Origin of the sequence: Desulfallas thermosapovorans DSM 6562 (assembly GCF_008124625.1) — a bacterium.
Taxonomy (GTDB): Bacteria; Bacillota; Desulfotomaculia; order Desulfotomaculales; family Desulfallaceae; genus Sporotomaculum; species Sporotomaculum thermosapovorans.
Genome location: NZ_VNHM01000013.1, coordinates 1 through 25,572 on the forward strand (window position 1 = coordinate 1; position 25,572 = coordinate 25,572).

The 25,572-nt window shown below is 50.3% G+C and carries 16 protein-coding genes, 1 pseudogene and 2 riboswitches; of the genes and pseudogenes, 11 read left to right on the plus strand and 6 right to left on the minus strand.

What is annotated here, in order from left to right:
* Window positions 1-104 precede the first annotated feature (104 nt).
* The 5 genes from LX24_RS11070 (at window position 105) to LX24_RS11090 (ending at window position 5,996) form a co-directional block, all read left to right on the plus strand.
* Complete coding sequence (locus LX24_RS11070; protein WP_166512226.1) at window positions 105-365, plus strand: hypothetical protein; 261 nt, start codon at window positions 105-107, stop codon at window positions 363-365.
* A gap of 173 nt (window positions 366-538) precedes the next feature.
* Window positions 539-871 (plus strand): N-6 DNA methylase, encoded by a 333-nt coding sequence (locus LX24_RS11075; RefSeq protein WP_207706596.1) that lies wholly within the window; start codon window positions 539-541, stop codon window positions 869-871.
* Window positions 872-884: 13 nt separating this feature from the next.
* Window positions 885-2,123 carry a restriction endonuclease subunit S gene (locus LX24_RS11080; RefSeq protein ID WP_166512227.1) on the plus strand — a complete coding sequence of 413 codons (1,239 nt, stop codon included), beginning with the start codon at window positions 885-887 and terminating at the stop codon, window positions 2,121-2,123.
* A gap of 31 nt (window positions 2,124-2,154) precedes the next feature.
* Window positions 2,155-5,259: a type I restriction endonuclease subunit R gene (locus tag LX24_RS11085; protein WP_166512228.1), complete on the plus strand. Its 3,105-nt coding sequence runs from the start codon at window positions 2,155-2,157 to the stop codon at window positions 5,257-5,259.
* A gap of 14 nt (window positions 5,260-5,273) precedes the next feature.
* A complete protein-coding gene (locus tag LX24_RS11090) occupies window positions 5,274-5,996 on the plus strand; it encodes a M48 family metallopeptidase (protein WP_166512229.1) in 723 nt (240 codons plus the stop codon).
* A 137-nt stretch (window positions 5,997-6,133) separates the two neighbouring features.
* On the opposite strand, the gene LX24_RS11095 is transcribed toward LX24_RS11090, so the two are convergent.
* Genes LX24_RS11095 through nuoE form a run of 3 tightly spaced genes read right to left on the minus strand, consistent with a single transcriptional unit; the run spans window position 6,134 to window position 10,031 of the window.
* Window positions 6,134-7,858, minus strand: coding sequence for an NADH-dependent [FeFe] hydrogenase, group A6 (locus tag LX24_RS11095; RefSeq protein ID WP_479723366.1), 1,725 nt, complete (start codon window positions 7,856-7,858; stop codon window positions 6,134-6,136).
* 16 nt (window positions 7,859-7,874) lie between these two features.
* On the minus strand, window positions 7,875-9,524 hold the full coding sequence (gene nuoF / locus LX24_RS11100; protein ID WP_207706597.1) for an NADH-quinone oxidoreductase subunit NuoF: 1,650 nt from the start codon (window positions 9,522-9,524) through the stop codon (window positions 7,875-7,877).
* A gap of 15 nt (window positions 9,525-9,539) precedes the next feature.
* Window positions 9,540-10,031, minus strand: a complete 492-nt coding sequence (nuoE, locus tag LX24_RS14825) for an NADH-quinone oxidoreductase subunit NuoE (protein ID WP_243131714.1) — start codon at window positions 10,029-10,031, stop codon at window positions 9,540-9,542.
* 682 nt (window positions 10,032-10,713) lie between these two features.
* Window positions 10,714-10,834, plus strand: a riboswitch (molybdenum cofactor riboswitch).
* A 204-nt stretch (window positions 10,835-11,038) separates the two neighbouring features.
* Here nuoE and fdhF point away from each other — a divergent pair.
* The 3 genes from fdhF to LX24_RS11115 are packed head-to-tail and all read left to right on the plus strand — an operon-like array spanning window position 11,039 to window position 15,982.
* Window positions 11,039-13,729, plus strand: a complete 2,691-nt coding sequence (gene fdhF / locus LX24_RS11105; RefSeq protein ID WP_166512231.1) for a formate dehydrogenase subunit alpha — start codon at window positions 11,039-11,041, stop codon at window positions 13,727-13,729.
* Entirely contained in the window at window positions 13,730-14,761 is a 1,032-nt protein-coding gene (locus LX24_RS11110; RefSeq protein ID WP_166512232.1) for a molybdopterin-binding protein, read from the plus strand. It begins immediately after the preceding gene.
* 15 nt (window positions 14,762-14,776) lie between these two features.
* Window positions 14,777-15,982 carry a molybdopterin molybdotransferase MoeA gene (locus tag LX24_RS11115; protein WP_166512233.1) on the plus strand — a complete coding sequence of 402 codons (1,206 nt, stop codon included), beginning with the start codon at window positions 14,777-14,779 and terminating at the stop codon, window positions 15,980-15,982.
* A gap of 420 nt (window positions 15,983-16,402) precedes the next feature.
* On the opposite strand, the pseudogene LX24_RS11120 reads toward LX24_RS11115, so the two are convergent.
* From LX24_RS11120 to modA, 3 genes and pseudogenes are all read right to left on the minus strand, one after another.
* A pseudogene (locus LX24_RS11120) lies at window positions 16,403-16,897 on the minus strand (ATP-binding cassette domain-containing protein); the annotation flags it as partial.
* Window positions 16,898-16,914: 17 nt separating this feature from the next.
* On the minus strand, window positions 16,915-17,586 hold the full coding sequence (gene modB / locus LX24_RS11125) for a molybdate ABC transporter permease subunit (protein WP_166512235.1): 672 nt from the start codon (window positions 17,584-17,586) through the stop codon (window positions 16,915-16,917).
* 1 nt (window position 17,587) lies between these two features.
* Entirely contained in the window at window positions 17,588-18,376 is a 789-nt protein-coding gene (modA, locus tag LX24_RS11130; protein ID WP_166512294.1) for a molybdate ABC transporter substrate-binding protein, read from the minus strand.
* Between the two features lie 517 nt (window positions 18,377-18,893).
* Window positions 18,894-19,013: riboswitch (molybdenum cofactor riboswitch) on the plus strand.
* Between the two features lie 133 nt (window positions 19,014-19,146).
* Between modA and LX24_RS11135 the strand changes: the two genes are divergently transcribed.
* The 3 genes from LX24_RS11135 to LX24_RS11145 all read left to right on the plus strand — a co-directional run bounded on the left by LX24_RS11135 (window position 19,147) and on the right by LX24_RS11145 (window position 25,552).
* On the plus strand, window positions 19,147-20,172 hold the full coding sequence (locus LX24_RS11135) for a molybdopterin-binding protein (RefSeq protein WP_166512236.1): 1,026 nt from the start codon (window positions 19,147-19,149) through the stop codon (window positions 20,170-20,172).
* Window positions 20,173-20,235: 63 nt separating this feature from the next.
* Window positions 20,236-23,013 carry a molybdopterin-dependent aldehyde oxidoreductase gene (locus LX24_RS11140; protein WP_166512237.1) on the plus strand — a complete coding sequence of 926 codons (2,778 nt, stop codon included), beginning with the start codon at window positions 20,236-20,238 and terminating at the stop codon, window positions 23,011-23,013.
* 217 nt (window positions 23,014-23,230) lie between these two features.
* Window positions 23,231-25,552 (plus strand): pyridine nucleotide-disulfide oxidoreductase/dicluster-binding protein, encoded by a 2,322-nt coding sequence (locus LX24_RS11145; protein WP_166512238.1) that lies wholly within the window; start codon window positions 23,231-23,233, stop codon window positions 25,550-25,552.
* Window positions 25,553-25,572: the final 20 nt, after the last annotated feature.

Here is a 25,572-nt window from a genome sequence, read left to right on the forward strand (position 1 = left end):
CTGCCTGATAATCGCCAGTGGCAAGAAACAAAGGCTGGTTGATGAGGATATTGTTTACCAGGCTCAGCAGGAACTGGAAATTTAACTTGCGGGTGGTGTTTAATATGCCGGGAAAAAGCCTGGAAGATTATTTTGCCAGTACGGGATTTTATGATTTGCTACCGGTTGCAAAAAGCATAATGCGTGAATTGGGCTTTGGCCAGGAGGAAGCGCTGGAGGCAATTTGCAAGGTAGCTGATAAAGCCAGGGTGTATCCACCTACGAAAAACCGGGCAGCTTGGTTTGCTGTTGTTTTTAAAGAAAAGTTGTATGAAGCACGGGCTGATATTTTGGCTTGCAAAAAGTACAAGCGTTCATTGCTTTGATTTTATTATCCGGGTACTGTCTTACGCACGGTTACCCGGCATTTTTATCCTTTACGTTTTATACCTAAGGGAATTTGAGAATTTTATTTGGTGTTACCAATTTAGTTTAAGAATTTGCGTTATTTGGTTGCCTGATTGGCCTATTTTAAAACGATAATTTTTCATGAGTTAATTTGAGAATCTACAATATTTTATTCATCGATGCGTCTGGAGAAGGAAACTATGAAAAGGACAAAAATCAGAACAAGCTCAGGGAACAGGATATCCAAAGGATCGTTGAGACGTATGAGAAATACGAAACAGTTGACAAGTATTCCTATGTGGCAACCATAGACGAGATTAAGGAAAACGATTACAACCTGAACATCCCGCGCTATGTAGACACCTTCGAGGAAGAGGAACTGGTTGACATGGATGCGGTGAAAGAAAACATTGCCAATATTAAACGCGAGCTTCAGGAAGTGGAGCGGCAGATGGAAAGGTATTTGGAGAAGCTGGGATTGTAAGGGGAGAATGATTTTGGATACTGCACGATTAAATCCGAATAGAAAAAATATTGCAGATATAAATGAAAAACAGGGAATCCCTCGTGGTTGGAAGCAAGTTAGATTTAAAGAATGCATTGAGATAGCAAACGGGCAAGTGGATCCAAAGGTTGAACCTTACTGCAACATGAAGCACATCGGGCTTGAAAATATTGAAAAATTCACAGGACGTTTGTTATTTACAAAGTTAGCCAAGGACGAAAATTTAACCAGCGGAAAATATTTTTTTAACAAAGGCGATGTTCTATATGGTAAGATTCGCCCTGAGCTGAGTAAAGTGTATCTTGCTGAGTTTGAAGGTATTTGCAGTGCAGATATTTACCCAATAAGACCCAAAAAAGATATTGTTGGAAATTATTTGAAATTTTTATTGTTAGATCATAGGTTTTTTCGGTATGCCGTATCTGTTTCTACCAGGACAGGGTTGCCCAAAATAAACAGGGATGATTTAGGTGGGTTTAAAATACATGTACCCCCGATACGAGAACAACAAAAAATTGCAAGCATCCTCTCTACCTGGGACAAAGCCATCGAGCTAAAAGAGAAATTAATTGAGCAGAAAAAAAAACGGAAAAAGGGCTTGATGCAAAGGTTGTTAACGGGTAAAGTCAGGTTACCGGGGTTCAAGGAGGAATGGATCAAACTAAAAGTAAAAGATCTAATACGAGAAGTTAATCATAGAACAACTCAAAATAACCAGTATGAAATATTATCGGTAACGAAAAATGGTATTGTGCCACAAAGGGAGCAATTCAATAAGCAGATCGCGAGTGGAAATAATACGGGTTATAAAATAGTACGGAGATACAATTTAGTATTTAGTACAATGAATCTTTGGATGGGGAGTTTAGATGTTCTGACTACTCATGATATTGGCATAGTGTCACCTGCTTACAAGGTTTTTAAATTTATTGAGCAAAATATAACTCCGTTATATAGTAAATATTTCATGATTTCAGATCATATGATTCGTGTTTATAAGATGAATTCCGAACAAGGAGCAAGCATTGTTCGCAGAAATCTTGATATTGATGGATTACTCAGTACTATAGTAAGTATACCTCCTTTAGAAGAACAACTAGAAATATCCAAGGTATTGCAGATTTCGGATAAAGAGTTGGCACTTTTGAACTCTCAACTCGAAGCCCTCAAACAACAAAAGAAAGGCCTCATGCAAATTTTGCTCACAGGAAAAGTCCGAGTGAAGTGTTGATGCTTCACTTTGCCAATTGGGAGGTGAAAATATGCCCAGAGCAAAGGATTATGATGAACGGAATATCAGCCAGCAGCCGGCCATTGAGGTGCTGAAGGCGCTGGGCTATCATTACCTGACTTCTGATCAGGCGGAAGCTATGCGGGGCAACCAGTATAATGTCATCCTGAAAGATGTGTTGGAGGAAAAGCTTCGGGAGCTTAATGATTATGAGTACAAAGGTACTACATACCGTTTCAGTGAGCAGAATATCCAGCAGGCGATCCGGGATTTGGATGAACCTCTGACGGACGGGCTGGTGAAAACCAACGAGAAGATTTATGAATCTTTAATGTTGGGGAGAAGCTACACCGAGAATTTGCCTGACGGTTCCAAGAAATCATTCACGCTCCAGTACATCAATTGGGAAAAGGTCGAGAACAACATCTTTCACGTGACGGAAGAAGTCGTTGTCGAGAAGATGGACGGTCAAGGCAACGCCCGCCCTGACATTGTGCTTTACGTGAACGGGATTCCTTTTGCCATGATTGAGTGCAAAAAAGCCTCCATCTCAATTGAGCAGGGCATTAGCCAGATGATCCGCAACCAGGGTAAGGATTACATCCCGCAGCTGTTCAAGTTTGTTCAAATTGTGATGGCGACCAACAAGAACGAAACCCAGTATGCAACATGCAACACACCAAAGAAGTATTGGGCGGTATGGAAAGAGGAAAATGAATACTGGTTGCAGGAACAAATCAGCAAAACGGTGCATCACCGCCTACCTACGAATCAGGATAAAAACATTATTTCCCTGTTTCACCCTGAAAGATTGCTGGAGCTGGCCCGTTATTTTGTGATCTTTGACAAAAACGAAAAAAAGATTGCCCGTTACCAGCAATATTTTGCTATCAAAGAAATCCTCAAAACCGTGGAAAAGACCGACCAAAATGGCAATCGCCAGGGCGGGGTCATCTGGCATACCCAGGGTTCGGGAAAATCGCTCACCATGATGATGCTGGCGAAATACCTGCTCACGGAAATGCAAAACATCAACCCAAAAGTCATTGTGGTGACCGACAGAAAAGAGCTGGACAAACAAATTCACCGCACCTTCAACCATACCAGGCTCAAAGCAAGCCGAGCCACATCGGGCAAGCATTTGGTTGAACTAATCAACGACAACAGGGCCGACATTGTGATGACCCTTGTTCACAAGTTTGATACAGCGGCGGTGAAACAAAAGCCGGTCCTTTCAAGAGATATTTTCCTCTTGGTGGACGAATCCCACCGGACGCAGTACGGGGAACTGCACAACAAAATGAAACAGGTCTTCCCCAATGGCTGCTACCTTGGTTTTACGGGAACGCCACTAATGAAAAAAGAAAAAAATACGATGGTTAAATTCGGCAAACTGATCCATACCTATACGATTGCCGACGGGGTTTGTGACAAGGCGATTGTTCCGCTTCTATATGAAGGCAAAATGGTCGAACAAACGGTGAACCGCAAAGCCGTCGACCACCGTTTGGAGATGATCACCCGTCACCTGAACGAAAAGCAAAAAGAAGAAGTAATGCGAAAGTGGAGCCGATTTGAACGCATTGCCTCCTCTGATCAGCGGATTAAAATGGTTGCTTTTGATATCAACGAGCATTTTCTGTACAATTACAAGACCAAAGGCTCTCATTTCAAAGCTATGCTGGCAACGAACAGCAAGAAAGAAGCCATCGGTTATTTTGAGGCGTTCGAAGAACTGGGCGACCTTAACTGCGCCGTGGTTATTTCTTCCCCTGATCAGCGGGAAGGGCATCATGCGGTGGACGAAAGCAACGATGATAAAGTCCAGCGGTTCTGGAAACGAATGATGGACAAATACGGGAATGAGGAAGCCTACGAAGAAGGGATCAAGGATGAGTTTATCAACGGCGACGACATTGACCTGCTCATTGTCGTCGATAAATTGCTGACTGGTTTTGACGCCCCAAGGGCGACGGTTTTGTATGTGGATAAACCAATGAAAGAACACACCCTTTTGCAAGCCATTGCCAGGGTGAACCGCCTGTACGAAGGCAAAGACTATGGTCTTATCATCGACTACAGAGGCTTGCTCGAAAAACTGGATGAAGCGCTGGAGATGTATTCGGGGGCTGGGCTGGAGAATTTCGACCCGAAGGACTTAAAAGGTACATTGTATGATGTGATCAGCATCATCGGAACGCTCAGGCATTATCATACGGAGCTTGTGAACATTTTCATACCCGTGAAAAATAAAAGGGACACCGAAGAATACGAAGTTCTTCTGGAAAACGAGGAGCCCAGAGAACGCTTTTACAACATGCTCAGCCAGTTTGGGCGTCATTTGGGAATCGCCCTGGAGTCAGAAAATGTGTACAGGGCTTTAGGGCCAGAGGAACTGAATCGATATAAGAAGGATTTTAAGTTTTACCAGGAACTTCGTAAAAGCGTCAAGCTCAGGTATAGTGACACGATTGACCACAGGGAGTACGAAGCTAAAATGCAGATGCTGATGGACAACTACATTTCGGCGGAAGAGGTCATTCGCATTACAAATCCCGTGGATATCATGAATGAGAAAGAATTTGCGGCAGAGTTAGAGCGTTTACAGTCGCCACGGGCAAAGGCGGATGCGATTCGTACTCGATTGTCCAAAAGAATTGAAACGAAATGGGATGAAAACCCGGCTTACTACAAAAAGTTTTCCGAACGGATTGAGGAAACTATACAAGCCTACAAGGACAAGCGGATCAGTGAGGGGGAATATCTTGAGCGGATGAAGGATATTTTGCGAGATTTTCGCTCAGGGTCTTCGGTTTTCACTTATCCCGATAATATTCGAAAGAATCCCAATGCCCAGGCCTTTTATGGAGTGACTCATGAAGTGATTCGGGAAGAGAGTGCATGTTATATAGTAAATGATGATATCATGGGTGAACTGGCACTAAAGGTCACAAAAATTATTGAGGACAATAGCAAAGTGGACTGGCATGACAATGCAGAGGTTCATAATCGCATTGCTCAGGAACTGGATGATTTGCTGTATGACTTTGCCAGGGAACACGGTTTGGAACTGGATTTTGATCAGATTGATAGAATCATTGAAAGCGTCAAGACGGTTGCTTTGAGACGATATTAAACGGGTGTGATGAGATGGAGATTTATCAGGTCGAGTTTGGAGGAAAGGTAATTCCGTTTGTATTAAAACGGAAACCCGTAAAAAATGTCAATCTTCACATCAAACCAGATATGACTGTTGTGGTTTCGGCAAACGGAAAAGTTCCACTTGATTTTATCCTGGGCTTTGTGAAACAGAAAGCGGCCTGGATCCTGAGAAACATTCAGTTCTTTGAAGAAGTCCAGTCGGAGGTTCATAGCGAAAAGAAATATGTGAGTGGTGAATCGTTTAAGTATCTTGGCAAACAGTATAGATTAAGGGTTGAGGAAAGTGAAACAGAGGGTGTAAAGTATTATCGCGGATTTATTTACATGTATGTAAAAGACAAACGGGATTTCAAAAGGAAAAAAAAGCTTTTTGAGGTGTGTCTGCGGAACAGGGCAGAGATTATTTTCAACGAATCCCTAGAAAAAATGTATGCCCTGGTTCAAAAGTACAACGTCAAAAAGCCAAAGCTGATGATTCGTACTATGAAGGCAAGATGGGGATCGTGCTTAAGGGATTCCGGTACCATATTGCTTAATTTTGAGTTAATCAAGGCTCCAAAATACTGTATCGATTATGTGGTCTTACATGAATTGCTCCATTTTTTGTATAAAAACCATGACCATCAATTTTATGACTTCCTTACCGTGTTGATGCCCGATTGGAAACAACGAAAAGCGATTCTTGATGAGGAAGTGGTTCGGGAAATGTAAGGGAAGAGGCGTCTCCTTTGGATAAATTTGCATAACCAGAGGCAAAAAGCAAGAAACCCGCAATCCCTTGTGCGCCAGGGGTTTGCGGGCTTCTTGATAAATCTTCTTGCTTTGGATAACACCCTTTCCCGGTTAAATTAGAACTTGCTCCGGGGTGTATAGTGAGTGTGTAACAGGTGATGTGATTTTTCCCCCAGAGGTTCGCCCAAAAACTCCTCGTAAATTGTTTTAATGTACGGGTTTTCATGGGATTTGCGGACCTTGAGGTTTGAATCCTCCTCGTAAAGGGCCTTGGCCCTTAGCCTGCGAATTTCATTATTGACGGGTATGGGTTGCCCGCCACCGCTGACGCAGCCACCGGGGCAGCACATAATTTCTATAAAGTGATAATCGGCGCTGCCATCTTTTATTCTCTCCAGTATTTTGCGGGCGTTGCCCAGCCCGTGGGCTACGGCCACCTTGACTTCGGCGAGCCCGGGAATATCCACTGCAGCTTCCTTGACCCCTTCCAGGCCCCTCACTTCATCGAAATCAACTTTTTCCAGGGTTTTACCAGTGACCACCTCGTATACCGTGCGCAGTGCGGCCTCCATCACGCCACCGGTGGCGCCGAAGATGGTTGCGGCACCGGAATACTCCCCGAGGGGATGGTCATAATAACCATCTTCCAGGGCGGCGAAATCTATGCCGGCCTGCCGGATCATTTTGGCCAGTTCTCTGGTGGTAATTACGTAATCCACGTCTTTAATGCCGTTATTGCTCATTTCCGGCCTGTTGCACTCGAATTTCTTGGCCGTGCAGGGCATTACGGAAACAACCACAATATTGGCCGGATCAATGCCCTCTTTCTCTGCATAATAACTCTTCACCAGTGCCCCCAGCATCTGGTGGGGTGATTTGCAGGTGGAAATGTGAGGCAACAAATCGGGGTAGAAGTGCTCCGCGAATTTGATCCAGCCCGGGCTGCAGCTGGTTATCATGGGCAGCACGCCGCCGTTTTTCAACCGGTGTAATAATTCATTGCCCTCCTCGATGATGGTTAAATCCGCGGCAAAGTTAGTGTCGAAAACACGGTTGAAACCCAGTTTCCTTACTGCCGTCAACATCTTGCCGGTGACCAGGGTACCGGGGGGGAAGCCGAACTCTTCGCCCAGGGCCGCCCTGACGGCCGGTGCATTTTGTACCACCACGAATTTATAGGGGTCGAAGATGGCCTTCCATACATCCTGGATGGATTCCTTTTCGTATATTGCACCCACGGGGCACGCCGTTATGCACTGGCCGCACATGGCGCAGGCCACATCGTTGAGGCTTTGCCCGTAAGCCGGTTCCACCCTGGTATTGAAACTTCTGTTCTGGGGAAAAATGGCGGATACCGTTTGAATCTCCTTGCATACCGTTACACAGCGCCGGCAGAGAACGCATTTGTTCTGGTCCCTGACAATGGCAGGAGAAAGGCTGTCCACAATCCCTTTACTCTGGGCTCCGGTATATTTGATTTCAGTGATCCCCATTTCCATGGCCAGTGCTTGCAATTCACACTTCTGGTTTCTGGGGCAGGTAAGGCAGTCATCCATGGGATGGTCCGATATGATCATCTCCAGGGAAAATTTGCGGGCTCTTTTCACCCTTTCGGTGTTGGTACGCACCACCAGACCTTCACTGGCCTTGAAGGTACAGGCGGGCTGCAGATTGCGGTTGCCCTCTATTTCCACCAGGCATATCCTGCAGGCGCCTATGGCCTGTACCTCCGGAAGGTGGCACAGGGTAGGGATGCGCACGTTGACTTTTTTAGCCGCTTCCAGTAATGTGGTACCTTCTTCAACCTGGACCTTTTGGCCGTCTATGGTAAGGGTAATCATTTGCACTCACCTTCCATCAATTAGAAATTTTCACACCGGCTTTTTTCGTCAGCCTTTTACAAACGTTGGCCCGGCAACGCTTATCCCGGATATGCTCCAGGTATTCATCCTCAAAATATTTTAAAGTGGTAAGAACGGGGTTGGGCGCGGTTTGCCCCAGCCCGCAAAGGGCAGTGTCCTTGATGTTGTAACATAATTCACGCAGCCGGTCGAGGTCTTCCTCTTTGCCCCGGCCCTGGGTGATGCGAATAAGTATTTCCAGAATGCGTTTAGTACCAATGCGGCAGGGGGGGCATTTACCGCAGGATTCGTTCTGGGTAAACTCCATGAAAAACCTGGCGAAGTCAACGATGCAGGTATCCTCGTCGGTAATAATTAACCCGCCGGAACCCACAATGGCCCCGATTTGGGCCAGTGACTCGTAATCCACCGGTATATTTATATATTTTTCCGGAATGCACCCGCCGGAAGGGCCTCCGGTTTGGGCCGCTTTGAACTTTTTATCCTTTTTCAACCCTCCGCCTATTTTATAGACCAGGTCATACAACGGAGTTCCCATGGGCACTTCAACCAGCCCGGTATTTTCTATGCTGCCGGCCAGGGCGAAAACCTTGGTGCCCTTGCTTTTTTCCGTGCCAAACCGGGCGAACCAGTCGGCCCCGTTTAAAATTATGGCCGGAATATTGGCATAGGTTTCCACGTTGTTAATCAGGGTGGGGCAGCCGAAAAGTCCCTCCACGGCGGGGAAAGGCGGCCTCGGCCTGGGTTCGCCCCTCTTGCCCTCGATGGACGCCAGCAGTGCCGTTTCCTCACCACATACAAAGGCGCCGGCCCCGATTTTTATATTTATGTCAAAGTCAAAACCGGACCCGAATATGTTTTTGCCCAGGTAATTGCGTTCCCTGGCCTGGTCAATGGCCCAGGTTAAGCGCTCGATGGCCAGGGGGTATTCAGCCCGGATATAGACGTAACCCTGGTTGGCGCCAATGGTGTACCCGGCAATGGCCATGGCCTCCAGTACGCTGTGGGGGTCACCTTCAATAACGCTCCGGTCCATGAAAGCCCCGGGGTCGCCTTCATCCGCGTTACACACGACATATTTGGGTGTTTTTGCGGCCTGGTGGGTGAATTTCCACTTGAGACCGGTGGGGAACCCGGCCCCCCCGCGTCCCCGCAAGCCCGAGTTAATCAGTGTTTCAATTACTTCTTCCGGGGACATGTTCAGTAGCACTTTTTCCAGTGCTTTGTAGCCGTCGCGTTCCAGGTAATCGTCAATGTTTTTGGGATCAATGAGACCGCAGTTTCTGAGCACGATTTTTTGTTGCAGTTTGAAGAAATCAATATCCTCCATTTTGGCAATGGCTTTGCCGGTGGCCGGGTCTTTATACATGAGCCGCTCCACCGGTTGACCCTGAACAAGGTGCTGCAGCACTATATCACCGGCATCTGCGGGGGTAAGCTTCATGTAAAGAATTCCTTCCGGGTTGACCAGAGCCAGGGGCCCCATGTTGCATGATCCCAGGCAACCCGTTTCAATTACCCTTACTTCTTCGCTTAAACCATGTTCTTTAATTTTCTCCACGATGGCGTTATAAACACCGGCACACCCGGAGGAAACACAACCGGCTCCGGCGCAAACCAAAACTTGCGCGCGCCATGATTTCATCGTAAATCACTCCCTTTACTCGTACTTGCTAAGAATTTCCTCAACCTTGTCAGGCTCTACCTTGGCGTATACATCATCATTCACCAGTACCGCGGGTGCAAGGCCGCATGCTCCAATGCAACGCACTTCATCGAGGGAAAATCTTCTGTCTTGCGTGGTGCCTCCCACATGAACCGCCAGCTTTTTCTCCAGGTGTTCAACTATCTTTTGCCCGCCCTTTACATAGCAGGCGGTGCCCAGGCAAACTTTAATACTGTGCCTTCCCTTGGGCACCATGGAGAAAAAGGAATAAAAGGATGCCACTCCGTGAATTTCATTGAGGGACATGCCCAGTCCATCGGACACCTTCTCCAGCGCTTGTCTGGGCAGGTAATCAAATAGTTTTTGTATCCGGTGCAATACCGTGATTAATTCTTTGGGGTTGCCCCGGTACTTTTCAATAACCTGGTCAACCAGCGGGTAAAGTTCTTCTTCATTGGGAGAGCTGCACATACATGCATGACTCATCTTCCATTCCTCCTCGTTTAATAAAATTGCTCCCGGAATTTTCCGGTTTGGAGGGCCCAAGCTTGGGCTTGGACCATAAAAACTCAACACCTCCCGTAGTACGGGGGTAGTATTCTTCAAATACCTGCATGCACCGGTTACATAAAACCAGCATGACTTGCCGTCGCGTCAATGCCTGTAACCTTACCTTTCCCGCGATAGTGCCATCGTTTGCTAACAAATTAAATGTTTACCAATAAAATTGTGCAAATATTCACAAACTATGGTAATATAAACCTTAAAATTATAACAAATAAATTATAGCAAATAAATTAACAAATGGTACTGGTGATATTTGCTTGATTCAGTTCAAAATCAAAGAAAGAATAGATTTTATGTTGTGCGGAGATTGGTGACTTAAGTAGTGCGGCGTTTTATACAGCTATATTACGAAAATACTGCAGAATTATTTTGTTAATACTATTAGTTTTGCTAATACAAATCATTATATTTAATTATACTTTATAACTATAATAAAAAAAGAAAATAAAAAAAGCAATAGGTTTTTTATAAATTTAATAAAATATCTCACAAAATGGTTGATTGTATTTGCTTTATCATGGGAGTCAGGTATCTTGTTTGCAAAATTTTTTGATAAAGCAGGATTTTTAACCGGACCGTCAAATCTACTAACAATATAAAACTTAATCATGTGCTCCGAGTTTTTCTGCCTAAAGCGGATTGGCCATGGCAGTTAAGCCGTTGGGTAAAATCGGAAACGAGTTTGCCTCCCGTGGTTGGAAAGGGGCTTGTTAAATCAGGTAGAGAATCTTTTAGGTGCATACTTTGCGCCGTGTTTTAGTGCCTGATAAATAATTTTGAGATTAACGCAAAAAGTCTCCGGCCATGGCTGGAGATTTTTTGTGTTTCCGGGTCACTTTTGTTCCAGTAACGGCGGCAGGTTCACCGGTTGCTGTGGCAAGGCAACAGACTGCGGAGCCATTAGACTAATGAAAAGGAGTGGTTGGATGGCGGAAATGGTCAACTTGACTATAAACGGTCAGCAAATCGAAGTCCCGGCAGGTACTACGGTATTAAATGCCGCCGAGCAAACGGGCATTCACATTCCCAGGCTTTGCTATGAACCGGATCTCAGTCCCTTTGGCGCGTGCCGTTTATGCGTGGTGGAAATCGAAGGTATGCGCAACCTGCCGGCCTCTTGTGTAACCACGGTAACCCCGGGTATGGTTGTGCAAACCCATTCGCCGGCAGTAATTGAGGCCAGGCGTACCATATTGGAATTATTGATCGCCAATCACCCCCAGGATTGCCTTACCTGCGAGAAAATGGGGGACTGCAAGCTGGCTCAATACTGTTATGAATACGGCGTCAAGACAACTCCCTTTGACGGGGAAAAACATGATTATGCCATTGAGGAAAGCAACCCCTTTATTGTTCGCGACCTGAACAAGTGTATTTTGTGCGGCAAGTGTATCCGGGCCTGTGCCGAGATAACCGGCAAGAATAACCTGGACTTTGCCTACCGTGGTTTTAATACCAAGGCCACCACATTTTATGATGTACCCTTTGTGGAATCGGATTGTGTTTTCTGCGGCAACTGTGTTTCGGTATGCCCCACCGGGGCACTGGCCGAAAAACAGATCAAGGGCAAGGCCAGAAACTGGGAATTGCAAAAGGTGAGGACCACCTGCCCATTTTGCGGTACGGGCTGCAGTTTCGACCTGTGTGTTCATGACGGTCGCGTGGTGGGGGTTAAATCAAGCCCGGACGGTACGGTAAACAGCCGTGCCCTGTGCATTAAAGGAAGGTTCGGCTGGGACTTTATTTATAGCGATCGCCGGCTCACTACCCCTTTAATTAAACGCAACGGTAATTTCGAGCCCGCTTCCTGGGACGAGGCGTTGGATTTGATTGCCGCCAGGCTAAGCGAAATAAAAAACAGGTATGGTGCCGATTCCTTTGCCGCCCTCAGTTCGGCCAGGTGCACCAATGAAGAGAATTACCTGGTGCAGAAATTTACCCGGGGGGTGATGGGCACAAATAACGTGGACCATTGTGCCCGTACCTGACACGCTCCCACGGTGGCCGGTCTGGCCACTTCTTTCGGCAGCGGCGCAATGACCAACTCAATTTCGGAAATTGAGCAGGCTGAACTGTTATTATTGATAGGTACCAATACCACCGAAGCACACCCGGTTATTGGTTATAAAATGAGGCAGGCAGCCCGCCGGGGGGCAAAACTGATTGTTGTGGACCCGCGGCGGATAGAACTGGCGGAGGAAGCTGATTACTGGCTGCGTATCCGGCCCGGTAATGATATTCCCTTCCTGAACGGGTTAATGCACATCATCATTAAAGAAGGGCTTTATGACCGGGCCTTTGTGGAAGAGCGAACCGAGAATTTTGAGGCGCTGAAGGAAACCGTTGAGAAATATACCCCGGAATACGTGTCCGGTTTGACCGGTATACCGGTGCAGGATTTGTATGACGTGGCCCGTCTCTATGCCGGTACCGACAAGGCGATGATTTTTTATACCCTGGGTATTACCGAGCACGTATGCGGGACAAACAATGTCATGAGTATTGCCAACCTGGCCATGCTCACCGGCCACCTGGGACGCCCGGGCACCGGGGTGAACCCGATACGGGGTCAAAACAACGTGCAGGGTGCCTGCGACATGGGGGCGCTGCCCAATGTGTTTACAGGCTACCAGAAGGTGATTGACCCGGCAGCCCGGGAAAAGTTCGAGAAGGCCTGGGGCGTATCCCTGTCCGGTGACATTGGGCTGATGATTCCCGAAATGTTCGATAAAGCCAACTCCGGTGAGCTGAAAGCAATGTATATCCTGGGTGAAAATCCCGTGCTCACTGACCCCAACAGCAATCATATCCGCTCCGGCCTGGAGAAGTTGGAGTTTTTGGTGGTGCACGAGCTGTTTCTGACCGAAACCGCGGCATATGCCGACGTAGTATTGCCCGCCGCCAGTTTTGCCGAAACCGATGGCACCTTTACCAATACCGAGCGCCGGGTGCAGCGGGTCAGAAAGGCGATTGAGCCGCTGGCGGGCAAAACCAACTGGCAGGTAGTGGCCGAGCTTTGCACAAAGATGGGCTATCCCGCAAATTACAGCAGTGCGGAGGAAATTTTCAATGAAATGGCCTCCCTTACGCCCTCTTATGCCGGTATCAGTTATGCCCGGATAGAAGAAAAGGGCATCCAGTGGCCGTGTCCCACCGCCGATCACCCGGGTACGCCGTATTTGCACGCCAACACATTTGTCCGGGGCAAGGGCCTGTTCCAGTCCATCGAGCATATTCCGCCTGCGGAAATGCCGGACCAGGAGTATCCCTTGCTGTTGTCCACTGGCCGCATATTATACCACTACAACGTAACCACGCCTTATTCCGCCGCCATAAACAGCATGTGGTCGGAGGAATACGCCGAGGTTAACCCCGAGGATGCCGCCCGTTTGGGGCTGAATACCGGCGACACCGCCAGGGTCACTTCCCGGCGCGGGGAAGTGACCACCAAAGTACAGGTTACCGACCGGGTACCCCCGGGGATGGTGTGGATGTCCTTCCACTACGGGGATACTCCCACCAATGCCTTAACCAGCGATGCCCTTGATCCGGTGACCAAAACCGGTGAATATAAAGTATGTGCCATTAAAATGGAGAAAATGCAGGAGGCAGTATAAATGAGAAAAATCCCTGTTGCTGAAGCGGTGGGTACAACACTGTGCCATGACATCACCCGTATCGTCCCCGGTCAGGAAAAGGGGCGCGCCTTTAAAAGGGGGCACGTTATCACACCCGCGGATATTCCAAAGCTTCAGGATCTGGGGAAGGAGCATATTTTTGTCTGGGAAAAAGGTGACGACCTGGTGCATGAGGACGAGTCTGCTTTGCGCCTGGCCCGGCATGCCGCCGGGCCGGGCCTGGAGTGGGGCGAGCCCAACCAGGGCCGGGTCAATCTCCGGGCCACATGCGACGGGCTGCTCAAAGTGCAGGTGGACAGGCTAAATATGCTGAACAACCTGGACGGGGTGATCATGTCCACCCTGCACAATAACCGGTCGGTGGCGGCAGGCCAGAACGTAGCCGGGACCAGGGTTATTCCCCTGGCCATTGAACGGCATATTCTGGAACAGGCTGAGGCCATCAGCAGCCGGCCCGGGCCGTTAATCTCGGTTAAACCCTTCCGGTCCCTCTGGGTGGGTATTGTCACCACGGGCAGTGAGGTGTATACCGGGCGTATCCAGGACGGGTTTTGCAGTGTTTTGAAACAGAAAACAGCTCCTTACGGCGCCAGGGTGCTGGGACAGGTTATTGTGCCCGATGACCCCGGTATAATTTCCATGGAAATACGCCGGTTTGTTGGTGAAGGGGCGGAGCTGGTTCTGGTGACCGGCGGTATGTCGGTGGATCCCGATGATGTTACCCCCACCGGTATCAGGGGTACCGGTGCCGAGGTTGTTTTTTACGGCGCGCCGGTGCTGCCCGGGGCCATGTTTATGATGGCTTATCTCGGCCATGTGGCTGTTTGCGGGTTGCCCGGGTGTGTCATGTTTAACAAGGCCACGGTATTTGATATTGTGCTGCCCCGTATATTTGCCGGGGAGCGCTTGAGCCGCGGGGATATGGTCGCCCTGGGGCACGGTGGCTACTGCCAGGAATGCGCTGACTGCCGTTACCCGGATTGCTCCTTTGGCAAATCAGCCATGGTTTAAACGGGGGAAATTAAAATGCTGACAAATGTAACCCTTGAAGAGGCCTGTGAACTCATTACCGGCAACCTTATTCCCTTGCCCGGGCAATCCGTGGCACTGGCAGAGGCCGCCGGCCGCGTTTGTTACCAGGATATTTATGCCGCCCGTGATTTGCCTCCCTGCAGCCAGTCGGCGGTGGATGGTTATGCCGTGGCGATGGGAGATGAGGTTTGTAACCAATTTCAATTAAAAGGCAATCTTGGGCCGGGTGATTACCCGGATTTTTCCCTGGCACCGGGCCAGGCCGCCGGTGTGGTTACCGGCGGGCCGGTTCCCCCGGGCACCCGGGGTGTTATACCCTGGGAGTTTGCCGAAGTAAAGGGTGAGTATATTACCACCACCAAAGCTCTAAATCCCGGCGATAATATCAAGCCCCGGGGAGAGGACTTCCGCCGCGGTGATATTGTCGCCCGGCGCGGTAATATCGTTGGACCAGGGCTGGTGGGTGTCCTGGCTGCTTGCGGTAATGGTAAAGTAAAGGTCTTTGCCCGGCCCAAAGTGGCTGTTTTAGGCCTGGGGCGTGGAATTGTGCCCTATCACGCGGTGCCCGCTCCGGGCGAAACCAGGGACTGTAACGGCCCGGTTCTGGAGGTCCTTGCCAGGCGTGAAGGCGCCGAAGTGCTGGGGGTGGAGACAGCTGGCCATATGGAGTCGGCCGGGGGCAGGGAATGTCTAAAAAAGCTGCTGCGGAAGGCTGATGTGGTTATAACCACCGGCGGTGCGGCTTCGGGCGCTTACGACCAGGCCCTCGATTTAATCAGGCAAACCGGGGCACGGGTTTTGTTCTGGGGGGTCAGGATTAAACCGGGCAGCCACAGCGGGGCTGCAGTACTTGATTCCAGGCTGATTGTTTCGTTGTCGGGTAATCCGGCCGCCTGTGTGGTGGGTTATCACCTGCTGGTCGCCCCGGCGCTGCGCGCCCTGCAGGGGCTGGACCCGCAACCGGCGCGTTTTGACGCGGTATGTAAAAACCGGTGGCCTAAAAAAGGCGGGACCCGCAGGTTTGTAAGGGGCTATATTTCCAGGAATCAAAATCAATGGCAGGTTAACTTTCTACCGGGACAGAAGTCCAGCATGCTCCGCTCTTTAATCGACTATAACGCTTTAATTGATTTGCCCGCCGGGCACCCGCCCGTAGAAGAAGGACAAAGGGTATCGGTCATTCCCCTGTTTACCCTTTAAAAGCGTGCCTGTTCGGTTCCCTTGGGCACGCCATCTTTAGTACTTTAATCCCCTGGCGCTTAACATAAATATGGTAGCATAATTCCTTAAAGTACTAAAACAGATCCGGGCTGTGCTGGATAAGGCCACGGCCCGAATCTGTTGTTGCTATTTTGCCCATAGTGGTAGCTCCCTTTTCCGGCGTAGCAAGCTTAACTGCGGTTGTTTTGATATGTCTCTGCAAAAAATAACTTAACAGCTAAAACTGGAGGCCCGGGGTATCTGTGTCAAACCGGTGCCTGGTAATCCCTTGTTCAATGTTAATATCTCATCCCCCAAAAAGCCTGCATCATCTTCATCGTGAGATACAATAACAAAGGGAATTTGCCATAGTGTGTGGATGTCTTTGAGCTCCCGCCTGAGTTTTATCTTGGAGTTTTTATCCAGCGCGCTGAACGGCTCGTCCAATAGCAGTAATTCCGGCTGTATCGCCAGCGCCCTGGCCAGGGCCACCCGCTGTTTCTCGCCGCCGGACAGGTGTCGCGGGTAACGGTCCTTTAGGTGCCCCACTCCGAAGGAGTCCAGTAAATCCAAGGCGTTCACCGGGGCGCCGGCAAGGCGTTGTTTGCTGTTTTTTAAACCATACATGACGTTTTGCTTGACGGTCATGTGGGGAAACAGGGCATAATCCTGGAACAGGTAGCCCACGTTTCTCTTTCTGGTGGGGATATTGATTTTATCCGCCGAGGAATAAAGGGTTCTGCCATTTAGGCGGATAATACCCGACGTGGGTTTGCGCAGCCCGGCCAGGCAATGCAGGACCGTGGTCTTGCCGGCCCCGGAGGGTCCCCACAGCACCAGGATACGATTGTCCAGCTTTAGTTCCAGGTTTAATTCAAAGTGCCATAATTTTTTAACAATCCTGGCTTCAAGCATTGTTGTATCACCGTAAATTAAAATTTTTGTTTCTTGGCCCAGCGGTTGACCCAGTAAATAACCAGGAAGCTGAAAACCGTAATTATGGCCACCAGGGTCCGGGCTGTGCCGTCATCACCGGATTCCACGGCAAAGTAAATGGCCAGGGGAATGGTCTGGGTCTGGCCTGGGATGTTGCCCGCCACCATCAATGTAGCCCCGAATTCCCCCATGGCCCGGGCAAAGGAAAGCACCACTCCGGCCAGAATGCCGGGCCAGGCCAGGGGCAAGGTGATGGTGAAAAAAATTCTGATTTCACTGGCACCCAGTGTCCGGGCCGCCTTTTCATAATTAACATCCACGCTTAGAAAAGCTCCCTTGGCGCTCTGGTACATCAGGGGAAAGGCCACCACGGTGGAGGCCAACACCGCCGCCCACCAGGTAAAAATAAGGGTTAATCCCAGGCCGGCCAGGGTATGCCCCAGCAAGCCGTTTTTGCCGATGATCATCAAAAGACCATACCCGATGACCGAGGGGGGTAGCACCATGGGCAAGGTAATCAGGGCTTCCAGCACATCCTTGCCGGGAAACTCCAGGCGGGAGAGAAGTCTGGCCAGGGGCAGGCCGGTGATTAAAACCACCGTGACGGCAATCAGGGCCACCCTGATGGAAAGGAACACCGGAAACCAGTCATTTAATTGCACAAACATATTATGGTGCCTTTAATTCTCCGGGGTTTTTAAAACCGTACCGGGCAAATATTTCCCTTGCTTCCGGACCGTCAAGGAAATTCATAAATGCCTCTGTTGCCGCTTGCTGTTTGGTGTTCTTGATGATGGCCATGGGGTAGACGATGGGTTTATGTGTATCTGCCGGAGCCGCCGCCAACACTTTGATATTATCGCCCATCAGTGCATCTGAATGATAAACCAGCCCGGCATCCACGTTTCCGGTTTCCACATAGGTCAGCACCTGGCGCACATCTTTGGCCAACACCAGCTTGGGTTGGATGGCATCCCACAGGCCCATGCCGGTCAGCGCCTCCCGGGCATACTTGCCGGCGGGTACTGACTCCGGCGCACCGATGCTGATTTTGTTGACCTGATCCCCGGTGAGCTCATCAAAGCCGCTCAAGGGGCTGTCTTTGCCTGCAATGAGGACCAGTTCGTTGCCCAGTAAATCGCTCCTGGAATCCTCAATAATGAGCCCTTTCTCTTCCAGGGCATCCATTTGGGATTGGCCTGCGGAAATAAACAGGTCCACCGGAGCTCCTTCCTCAATCTGTTTTTGCAGGGCGCCCGACGATGCGAAGTTATAAGTGAGGGTAACATTTGGATTTTCCCTGGTATACACTTGCTCGATTTCCCTGGCTGCATCCTGCAGGCTTGCTGCCGCAGAAACGGTGAGATTGATTTTTTCGCTGCTATCGTTGTCGCCGCAGCCGGTGAGGACAAGTAGAAGGATAAACATCCCCAAAGGTAATAGCAGTAGTCTCTTCATCTTCATTGCATAACCCCCTTCGTAATTTTACAGCAATGTTATTGGTTGGTTGACAAGTATTTTTCCAGGCGCAACAAGACATAACAACTGACAAATTGACTTGTTTGTAGCATTGTTGGGCGCAGTCTTTGAATGCGTTCAAGGTGGTATTGCGAAACACAACGTAACAAAACATATCATAACGTAACTATGCTGGTAATAATAAGGCACTTGTGATTAGTTTGTCAAGATATTTTTGTAATGTTTTGAACAGTGACGATATCCGTCTAAGATTTGTAATAAATGGGTGTTCCGATTTGGTTAGCCAGGAGAAAGTGGCGTGTCGTTTCGATACAATAGTGCCAAAATGGATCTATTGGCCGGCCGGGTATAATGCGGAATTCAAACATGTTGAGAATTGTTTGTCGAGCAAGAAAATATATGGCGGGCAATAGGGGAACGTGTCCTGAGCCTGGTTGTATTGTTTATTTGGCATGGGTCTTGCATATTACTATACACAGACTAACAACCAACAACAATATGATAACTGCTCCGAGCCAGGTATGTCTAAAGCGATTGCTATGATGGCCTGGCCGGCAGGGTTCGCTGGGAAACCGGCGGGCCTCCCAGTGCGGAAAGGAGTACAGTAATATACTTTTGGTCTATCAAAGGCCGGGGTGCTGTATCTTTACCGCATTCCGGTCTTTTTGTTTGCGTTTGGGGAATATTTCATGGACAGCTTGTGAAATATATCCTATTCTGTTTGCGTTTTGGCGAAGGGGGAGAAAACTGTGAAAGCGGTTCCGGTACAGGAGGCAGTGGGGATGGTGCTTTGCCATGACCTTACCGAAATTGTGCCCGGCAAGGTTAAAAAGCCGTTATTTAAAAAGGGCCATGTGGTGAAGCCCGAGGATATTCCCAGGTTGCTGGACATTGGTAAAGAGCATCTTTATGTGTGGGAAATGCGCGAAGGGATACTGCACGAAAATGAGGCGGCGCAGCGCATGGCCGCGGCGGCCGCCGGTGAAGGAGTTTATTTAACGGAGCCCAGTGAGGGCAAAGTTAGCCTGGTGGCCGCCATGGATGGGCTGCTGAAGATTAATTCCAGTGCCCTTTCTTTGGTTAATGAACAGGAACAGGTCATGTTTGCCACCTTGCACTCCAACCAGCTTGTTAAAAAGGACCGGGTGGTGGCCGGTACACGCATTATCCCGCTGGTAATTGATGAAAAAATCATCACCGGCGTGGAGCACATATGCCGGGATTCCTTTCCCTTAGTGGAGGTAAAGCCGTTAAAAGCTATGCGGGTTGGTCTGGTTACCACCGGCAGCGAGGTGTACAGCGGGCGTATCCAGGATAAGTTTGGTCCCGTGGTGACAGCTAAACTGGCCCAGTGGGGCAGTGAAGTTACCAGGCAGATTCTGGTGTCCGACAGTATAGATATGATTGTGACTGCCATTAATGAGTTAATCCGAGAGGGGGTAGATATGATCCTGGTAACCGGCGGGATGTCGGTGGACCCCGATGATGTAACGCCCGCGGGGGTGGTTGCCGCCGGGGGGCGCATAATCAGTTACGGTGCACCCGCTCTACCGGGGGCCATGTTCATGATGGCTTATATCGGCGAATTACCGGTAATGGGCCTTCCCGGGTGTGTTATGTATCATAGAAGCAGTATTTTTGATTTAATAGCACCGCGGGTTCTGGCAGGGGAAAAAATCTCGCGCCGGGATATTGCCGTTCTGGGTTATGGCGGGCTGTGTTCCAACTGCAGCCAGTGCCGTTTCCCCGACTGCAGTTTTGGCAAAAGCATTTAATGCGACGCCGGCAATGTATTTGGCCGGTTTAGCGCAAGACTATTAAAATAGGAGGTTAAGTTAATGATTAAGAAAAAGCTTAACATCAACGGTGCCAGCATGTCGCTGGTTGTTGACCCGGAAGCCCTTCTGGTGGATGTTATCCGGGGACAGCTGCACCTTACCGGTACCAAGGTGGGCTGCGGCAAGGGCCAGTGCGGCGCCTGTTCGGTGATTATGAACGGCAAAGTTATCCGTTCCTGTATCACCAAAATGAAAAGGGTACCCGATGAGTCCATTATCACCACCATTGAGGGCATTGGCACCCCCACCAATCTCCATGCTCTCCAACTGGCCTGGGTCAAGCACGGTAGCGCCCAGTGCGGTTTTTGCGCCCCCGGCTTTATAGTTTCCGCCAAGGCGCTGCTGGACGAGAATAACAATCCCACCAGGGAAGAGGTGCGGGACTGGTTCCAGAAGCATAAGAACGTTTGCCGCTGCACGGGGTACAAGCCCCTGGTGGATGCCGTGATGGATGCCGCCCGCCTGGTGCGCGGTGAAATTACCGCAGCCGACCTGGAGTTTCAAATGCCGGAAGATGGTAAAATCCTGGGCACCGATTACCCGCGTCCCTCGGCGATTGGTAAAGTTACCGGTACCATTGATTACGGCGCTGACTTTGGCCTGAAAATGCCTCCGGGCACTTTACGGCTCAAGCTGGTTCAGGCCCAGGTTTCCCACGCCAAGATTTTATCCATAGACACCTCCGAAGCGGAAAAAATGCCCGGTGTTTATAAAGTGGTTACCTATAAAGATGTCAAGGGCAAAAACCGTATCAACGGCCTTAACCTCCCCGGCAATAAGGGGGACAGCTACGACCGTCCCATACTGTGCGATGAAAAGGTATTCCAGTTTGGCGACGCCATTGCCATTGTTTGTGCCGATACCGAAGCCCACGCCCAGGCCGCGGTGGAAAAGGTCCATGTGGAGCTGGAAGTGCTGCCGGCTTACATGAGTGCCCCTGCCGCCATGGAGCCCGATGCCATTGAAATTCACCCCGGTACTCCCAACGTTTATTTCAGGCAGTACAACATCAAGGGTGAGGATACCGCTCCCCTGATGGAAAAGGCGGACGTGGTGGTATCCATGGAAGACCTGTATGTTGGTCGCCAGCCCCACCTGCCCATTGAGCCCGACGTTGCCGCCGCTTATTATGACGAAAACGGCAACCTGCAAATCCTGTCCAAGAGTATCGGTCTGGACCTCCACGCCGCTATGATAGCTGAAGGCCTGGGCCTGGAGGCCGGTAAAAACCTGTTCCTGTCCCAGTTCCCCGGTGTGGGCGGCACCTTCGGTTACAAGTTCAGCCCCACCATTGAAGCGCTGGTGGGAGTGGCAACCATGGCCACCGGTAAACCCTGCTTCCTGAACTTTGATTATTACCAGCAAATTATTTACACCGGCAAGCGGTCGCCCTTCTTTGTGGACATTAAATTTGGCGCCAATAAGGATGGCAAGATTAATGCCATGGAATACAACTATGCTGTTGACCACGGCCCGTACTCCGAGTTTGGTGACCTGCTTACCGTGCGGGGAGTCCAGTTCATCGGCGCCGGTTACGGTATACCCAACATCAGGGGGGTTGGTTACACGGTTTGCACCAACCATGCCTGGGGCTCCGCCTTCAGGGCTTACGGTTCACCCCAAAGCCTGTTTGCCTCCGAGACCCTGATGGATGTGCTGGCTGAAAAACTGGGCATGGATCCGCTGGAGCTGCGTTATATTAACGCCTATCGTCCCGGCGATACCAACCCCTCCGGTCACGAGCCCGAGGTATATTCGATGGTTCCGTTGCTTGACGCCATCCGGCCCAAGTACCAGGAAGCCCTGAAGAGGGCCAAGGAAGAATCCACCCCCGAGAAAAAACGTGGTGTCGGTATATCCGTCGGTGTTTACGGCTGCGGCCTGGACGGCCCGGACAGTGCCGAAGTGTGGGTGGAACTGCTGCACGACGGCAGAGTCCAGGTGAGCACCAACTGGCAGGACCACGGCCAGGGGGCTGACATGGGATTGCTGGCCACTGCCCATGAAACACTGCGGCAAATGGGTATTACGCCCGATCAAATCAAGCTGGTCATGAACGATATGAACCTGGCTCCGGCCGGTGGCCCGGCTGGCGGCAGCCGTTCCCAGGTGGTTGTGGGCAACAGTGTGGTAAACGGCTGCGAGCAGCTGGTGAACGCCCTGCGCAAAGATGATGGCACCTTCATGACCTACGACGAAGCGGTAGCCAAAGGCATCCCCACCAAGTATGTGGGCAAGTGGAGTGCAGCCGCCGCCAACTGCACCGACTGCGATGATAAAGGACAGGGCAAACCCTTCTCGGTCTACATGTACGGTGTATTTTTGGCCGAAGTGGAAGTGGACACCACCACCGGCAAGACCCGGGTGGTGAAAATGACCATGGCCGCCGACGTGGGTGAAGTTATCAACAAGACAGTTCTGGACGGGCAAATTTACGGCGGTTTGGCCCAGGGTATCGGCCTGGCCCTGAGCGAGGACTTCGAAGACCTCAAGAAGCATACCACCATGGCCAACTGCGGTATTCCTTACATCAAGGATATCCCGGACGACATGGAAATTATCTATGTGAACTACAAGCGCGAGCACGGCCCGTACGGTGCTGCCGGGGTGGGTGAACTGCCCCTGACCTCCCCCCATGCCGCCATTTGCAATGCCATTTACAACGCTTGCGGCGTGCGGATCACCCAGTTACCGGCCCGGCCCGAGAAAGTGCTGGCCGGCTTGCAGGGTAAAGAAATTCCCGTGGTTAAGCGGCCCATTAAAGACCCGGCTTATTAATGGAGCGAACTGCGGTAAAAATGGCCAAGGCATTACTAAACCAACTTGTATCCTGGTGATGTTCCAAAATGCAGGCGGGCATAAGCCCGCCTGCACCAGGAATATTTTTCACAATCTATACCCCTTCACTTATAGATTCACCTAAGGCGAATTGGAAAATAATTGTTCCAGTTTGTTTTAGGCTTCTTATGTTTATACCGGAAATGGTGGGATAATAATGGATCAGAAACGAATAGTGGAATTTGAACAAAAATGTACCCAGGAACTTCCCCCGGCCTGTGTAACGGCCTGTCCCGTGCATATGGATGCCAGGGGGTTCGTGGCGGAAGTGAAGGCCGGTAATTTTGACCGGGCCTGGCAAATTTACAGAAAAAGCGTTAATTTTGCCGGAATTGTCGGACGAATTTGTGATCACCCCTGCCAGGCCGCCTGCAAGCGGCAGGAAGCAGGGGAAGCCATCGCCATAGGTGCCCTGGAAAGTGCATGCGCCCGGATGAACCTGGCGCCGGGGGGCAAGGTTATCCAGGCGGCTAAAAAGGATAAACGGGTGGCGGTGGTGGGCGCGGGGCTGAGCGGTTTGGGAGCAGCCTTTGATTTGGCCCGGAAGGGTTACGGTGTGACGGTTTTTGAGGCCACGGACCGTTTGGGCGGCCGGCTGTGGGAGTTTCCGGCGGAGGTTTTACCGCGGCGGGTCATAGAGGAAGAAACCGCCGTATTGCATGAAATGGGTGTTGATTTCAGGTTCAACACGGTGGTGGGACAGGCTGTTTCCCTGGCGGAATTATGCCGGCAGTTTGACGCTGTTTGCTTGGCTACGGGAAAGATACCCGAAAATATTCCGGGTCTGCCAGTGGAACAGGGAAAACTGGTGGTTGACCCGGTTTCCCTGGCCACCGGTCTGGATGGAGTCTTTGCCGGGGGCAGCATATTGCGCGGTACAGAGTATTCCCCCATTAATTCCCTTTCCGAGGGCGGGCGGGCCGCCACATCCATTGATCGCTACTTGCAGCAAGTTTCCCTCACTGCCGTCCGGGAAAACGAAGGACCTTACCAGACCCGGCTTTTTACCAGTACCAAGGGGGTTGAACCCCTTCCCGCCGTTGTGCCGGCCGATCCCGCGCAGGGCTATACCCGGGAGGAAGCTATCAGGGAAGCCGGGCGCTGTCTTTTGTGCCAGTGCCTGGAGTGTGTAAAGGTTTGTCCTTATCTGGAACACTTTAAAGGCTACCCCAAAAAATATGTCCGGCAGATCAGCCATAACCTGAAAATGAAACTGGGGAACCATGAAGCCAATATTTTAATTAATTCCTGCAGCCTGTGCGGCCTCTGCCAGGAAGTCTGTCCCCAGGGTTTCAATATGGCCGACCTGTGCCTGGAAGCCCGGACCGAGATGGTCCAAAAGGGGAAAATGCCGCCTTCCGCCCATGATTTTCCCCTCCGGGACATGGAATTCAGCAACAGCGAACTGTTTGCGCTGGCCCGCCACCAGCCGGGGTATGAAACCAGCAGCTATGTGTTTTTCCCGGGCTGCCAGCTGTGCGCCTCGGCCCCGGACCACGTGGAGAAAGCATATGATTATTTAATGGATAAACTGGCCGGTGGGGTAGGCCTGATGCTGCGCTGCTGCGGCGCCCCGGCCCAGTGGAGCGGGCGGGCCGAGCTGTTTAATGCGGAGCTTGAAGATATTAAAGGACAGTGGCAGCAAATGGGCAGCCCAAAGCTGATCCTGGCCTGCTCCACCTGCTACCAGATGTTTAAGCAGTACCTGCCCGGGGTGGATATTGTATCCCTTTGGGAATTGTTTGACCAGCTGGGTTTGCCCGAAATGGATGTACAGCGGCAGCCGGGAGTGGTGGCTGTACATGACCCCTGCACCACCAGGCACGAAAAACATATTCACACCAGTGTTCGCAATATATTGCAGAAACTGGGCATTAATATTGAGGAATTGCCCACCACCGGTGAAACCACCGAGTGCTGTGGTTATGGTGGTCTGATGTGGTTTGCCAACCGGAATGTGGCCAGGGATACGATAAAACGGCGCATTGGTGAAAGCCCTGCCGATTATGTGGCCTATTGTGCCATGTGCCGGGATAATTTTGCCGCCGGGGGCAAGAAAACCTATCACTTGCTTGATTTTATTTACGGTGAAGCGGACGCAGCTTCGCCCTTGACCCGCGGGCCCGGCTACTCACAGCGGCGGGAAAACAGGGCCAGGCTTAAAAGTAAATTGCTCAAAAATGTTTGGGGGGATAATGTGGCGAAACCGGAAAACTCGTATGAAGCAATCAAGCTGGTTATTCCCGGCCAGGTAAGCGAAATTATGGATGAACGTCTTATCTTGAAGGAAGATATACAAAAGGTGATTGAACATGCCGAGAAAACAGGCAAAAAGATATTTAACCGCAACAGCGGCCATATTTTAGCCTGTTTCAGGCCGGTAAGCGTTACCTACTGGGTGGAATACACCCGGCAGGGGGATGATTTTTACGTTCACAACGTTTATTCGCACCGGATGGAAGTGGCGGGTAACAGTTGATGAAGGGGAACTAATGATCA

Excerpts from the sequence above, each read along its gene's own strand:
- LX24_RS11070 (WP_166512226.1), top strand. The coding sequence starts at position 105 with ATGCCGGGAAAAAGCCTGGAAGATTATTTTGCCAGTACGGGATTTTAT.
- LX24_RS11085 (WP_166512228.1), top strand. The coding sequence starts at position 2,155 with ATGCCCAGAGCAAAGGATTATGATGAACGGAATATCAGCCAGCAGCCG.
- LX24_RS11090 (WP_166512229.1), top strand. The coding sequence starts at position 5,274 with ATGGAGATTTATCAGGTCGAGTTTGGAGGAAAGGTAATTCCGTTTGTA.
- LX24_RS11095 (WP_479723366.1), bottom strand. The coding sequence starts at position 7,858 with ATGATTACCCTTACCATAGACGGCCAAAAGGTCCAGGTTGAAGAAGGT.
- nuoF (WP_207706597.1), bottom strand. The coding sequence starts at position 9,524 with ATGAAATCATGGCGCGCGCAAGTTTTGGTTTGCGCCGGAGCCGGTTGT.
- nuoE (WP_243131714.1), bottom strand. The coding sequence starts at position 10,031 with ATGAGTCATGCATGTATGTGCAGCTCTCCCAATGAAGAAGAACTTTAC.
- LX24_RS11110 (WP_166512232.1), top strand. The coding sequence starts at position 13,730 with ATGAGAAAAATCCCTGTTGCTGAAGCGGTGGGTACAACACTGTGCCAT.
- LX24_RS11115 (WP_166512233.1), top strand. The coding sequence starts at position 14,777 with ATGCTGACAAATGTAACCCTTGAAGAGGCCTGTGAACTCATTACCGGC.
- modB (WP_166512235.1), bottom strand. The coding sequence starts at position 17,586 with ATGTTTGTGCAATTAAATGACTGGTTTCCGGTGTTCCTTTCCATCAGG.
- modA (WP_166512294.1), bottom strand. The coding sequence starts at position 18,376 with ATGAAGAGACTACTGCTATTACCTTTGGGGATGTTTATCCTTCTACTT.
- LX24_RS11140 (WP_166512237.1), top strand. The coding sequence starts at position 20,236 with ATGATTAAGAAAAAGCTTAACATCAACGGTGCCAGCATGTCGCTGGTT.
- LX24_RS11145 (WP_166512238.1), top strand. The coding sequence starts at position 23,231 with ATGGATCAGAAACGAATAGTGGAATTTGAACAAAAATGTACCCAGGAA.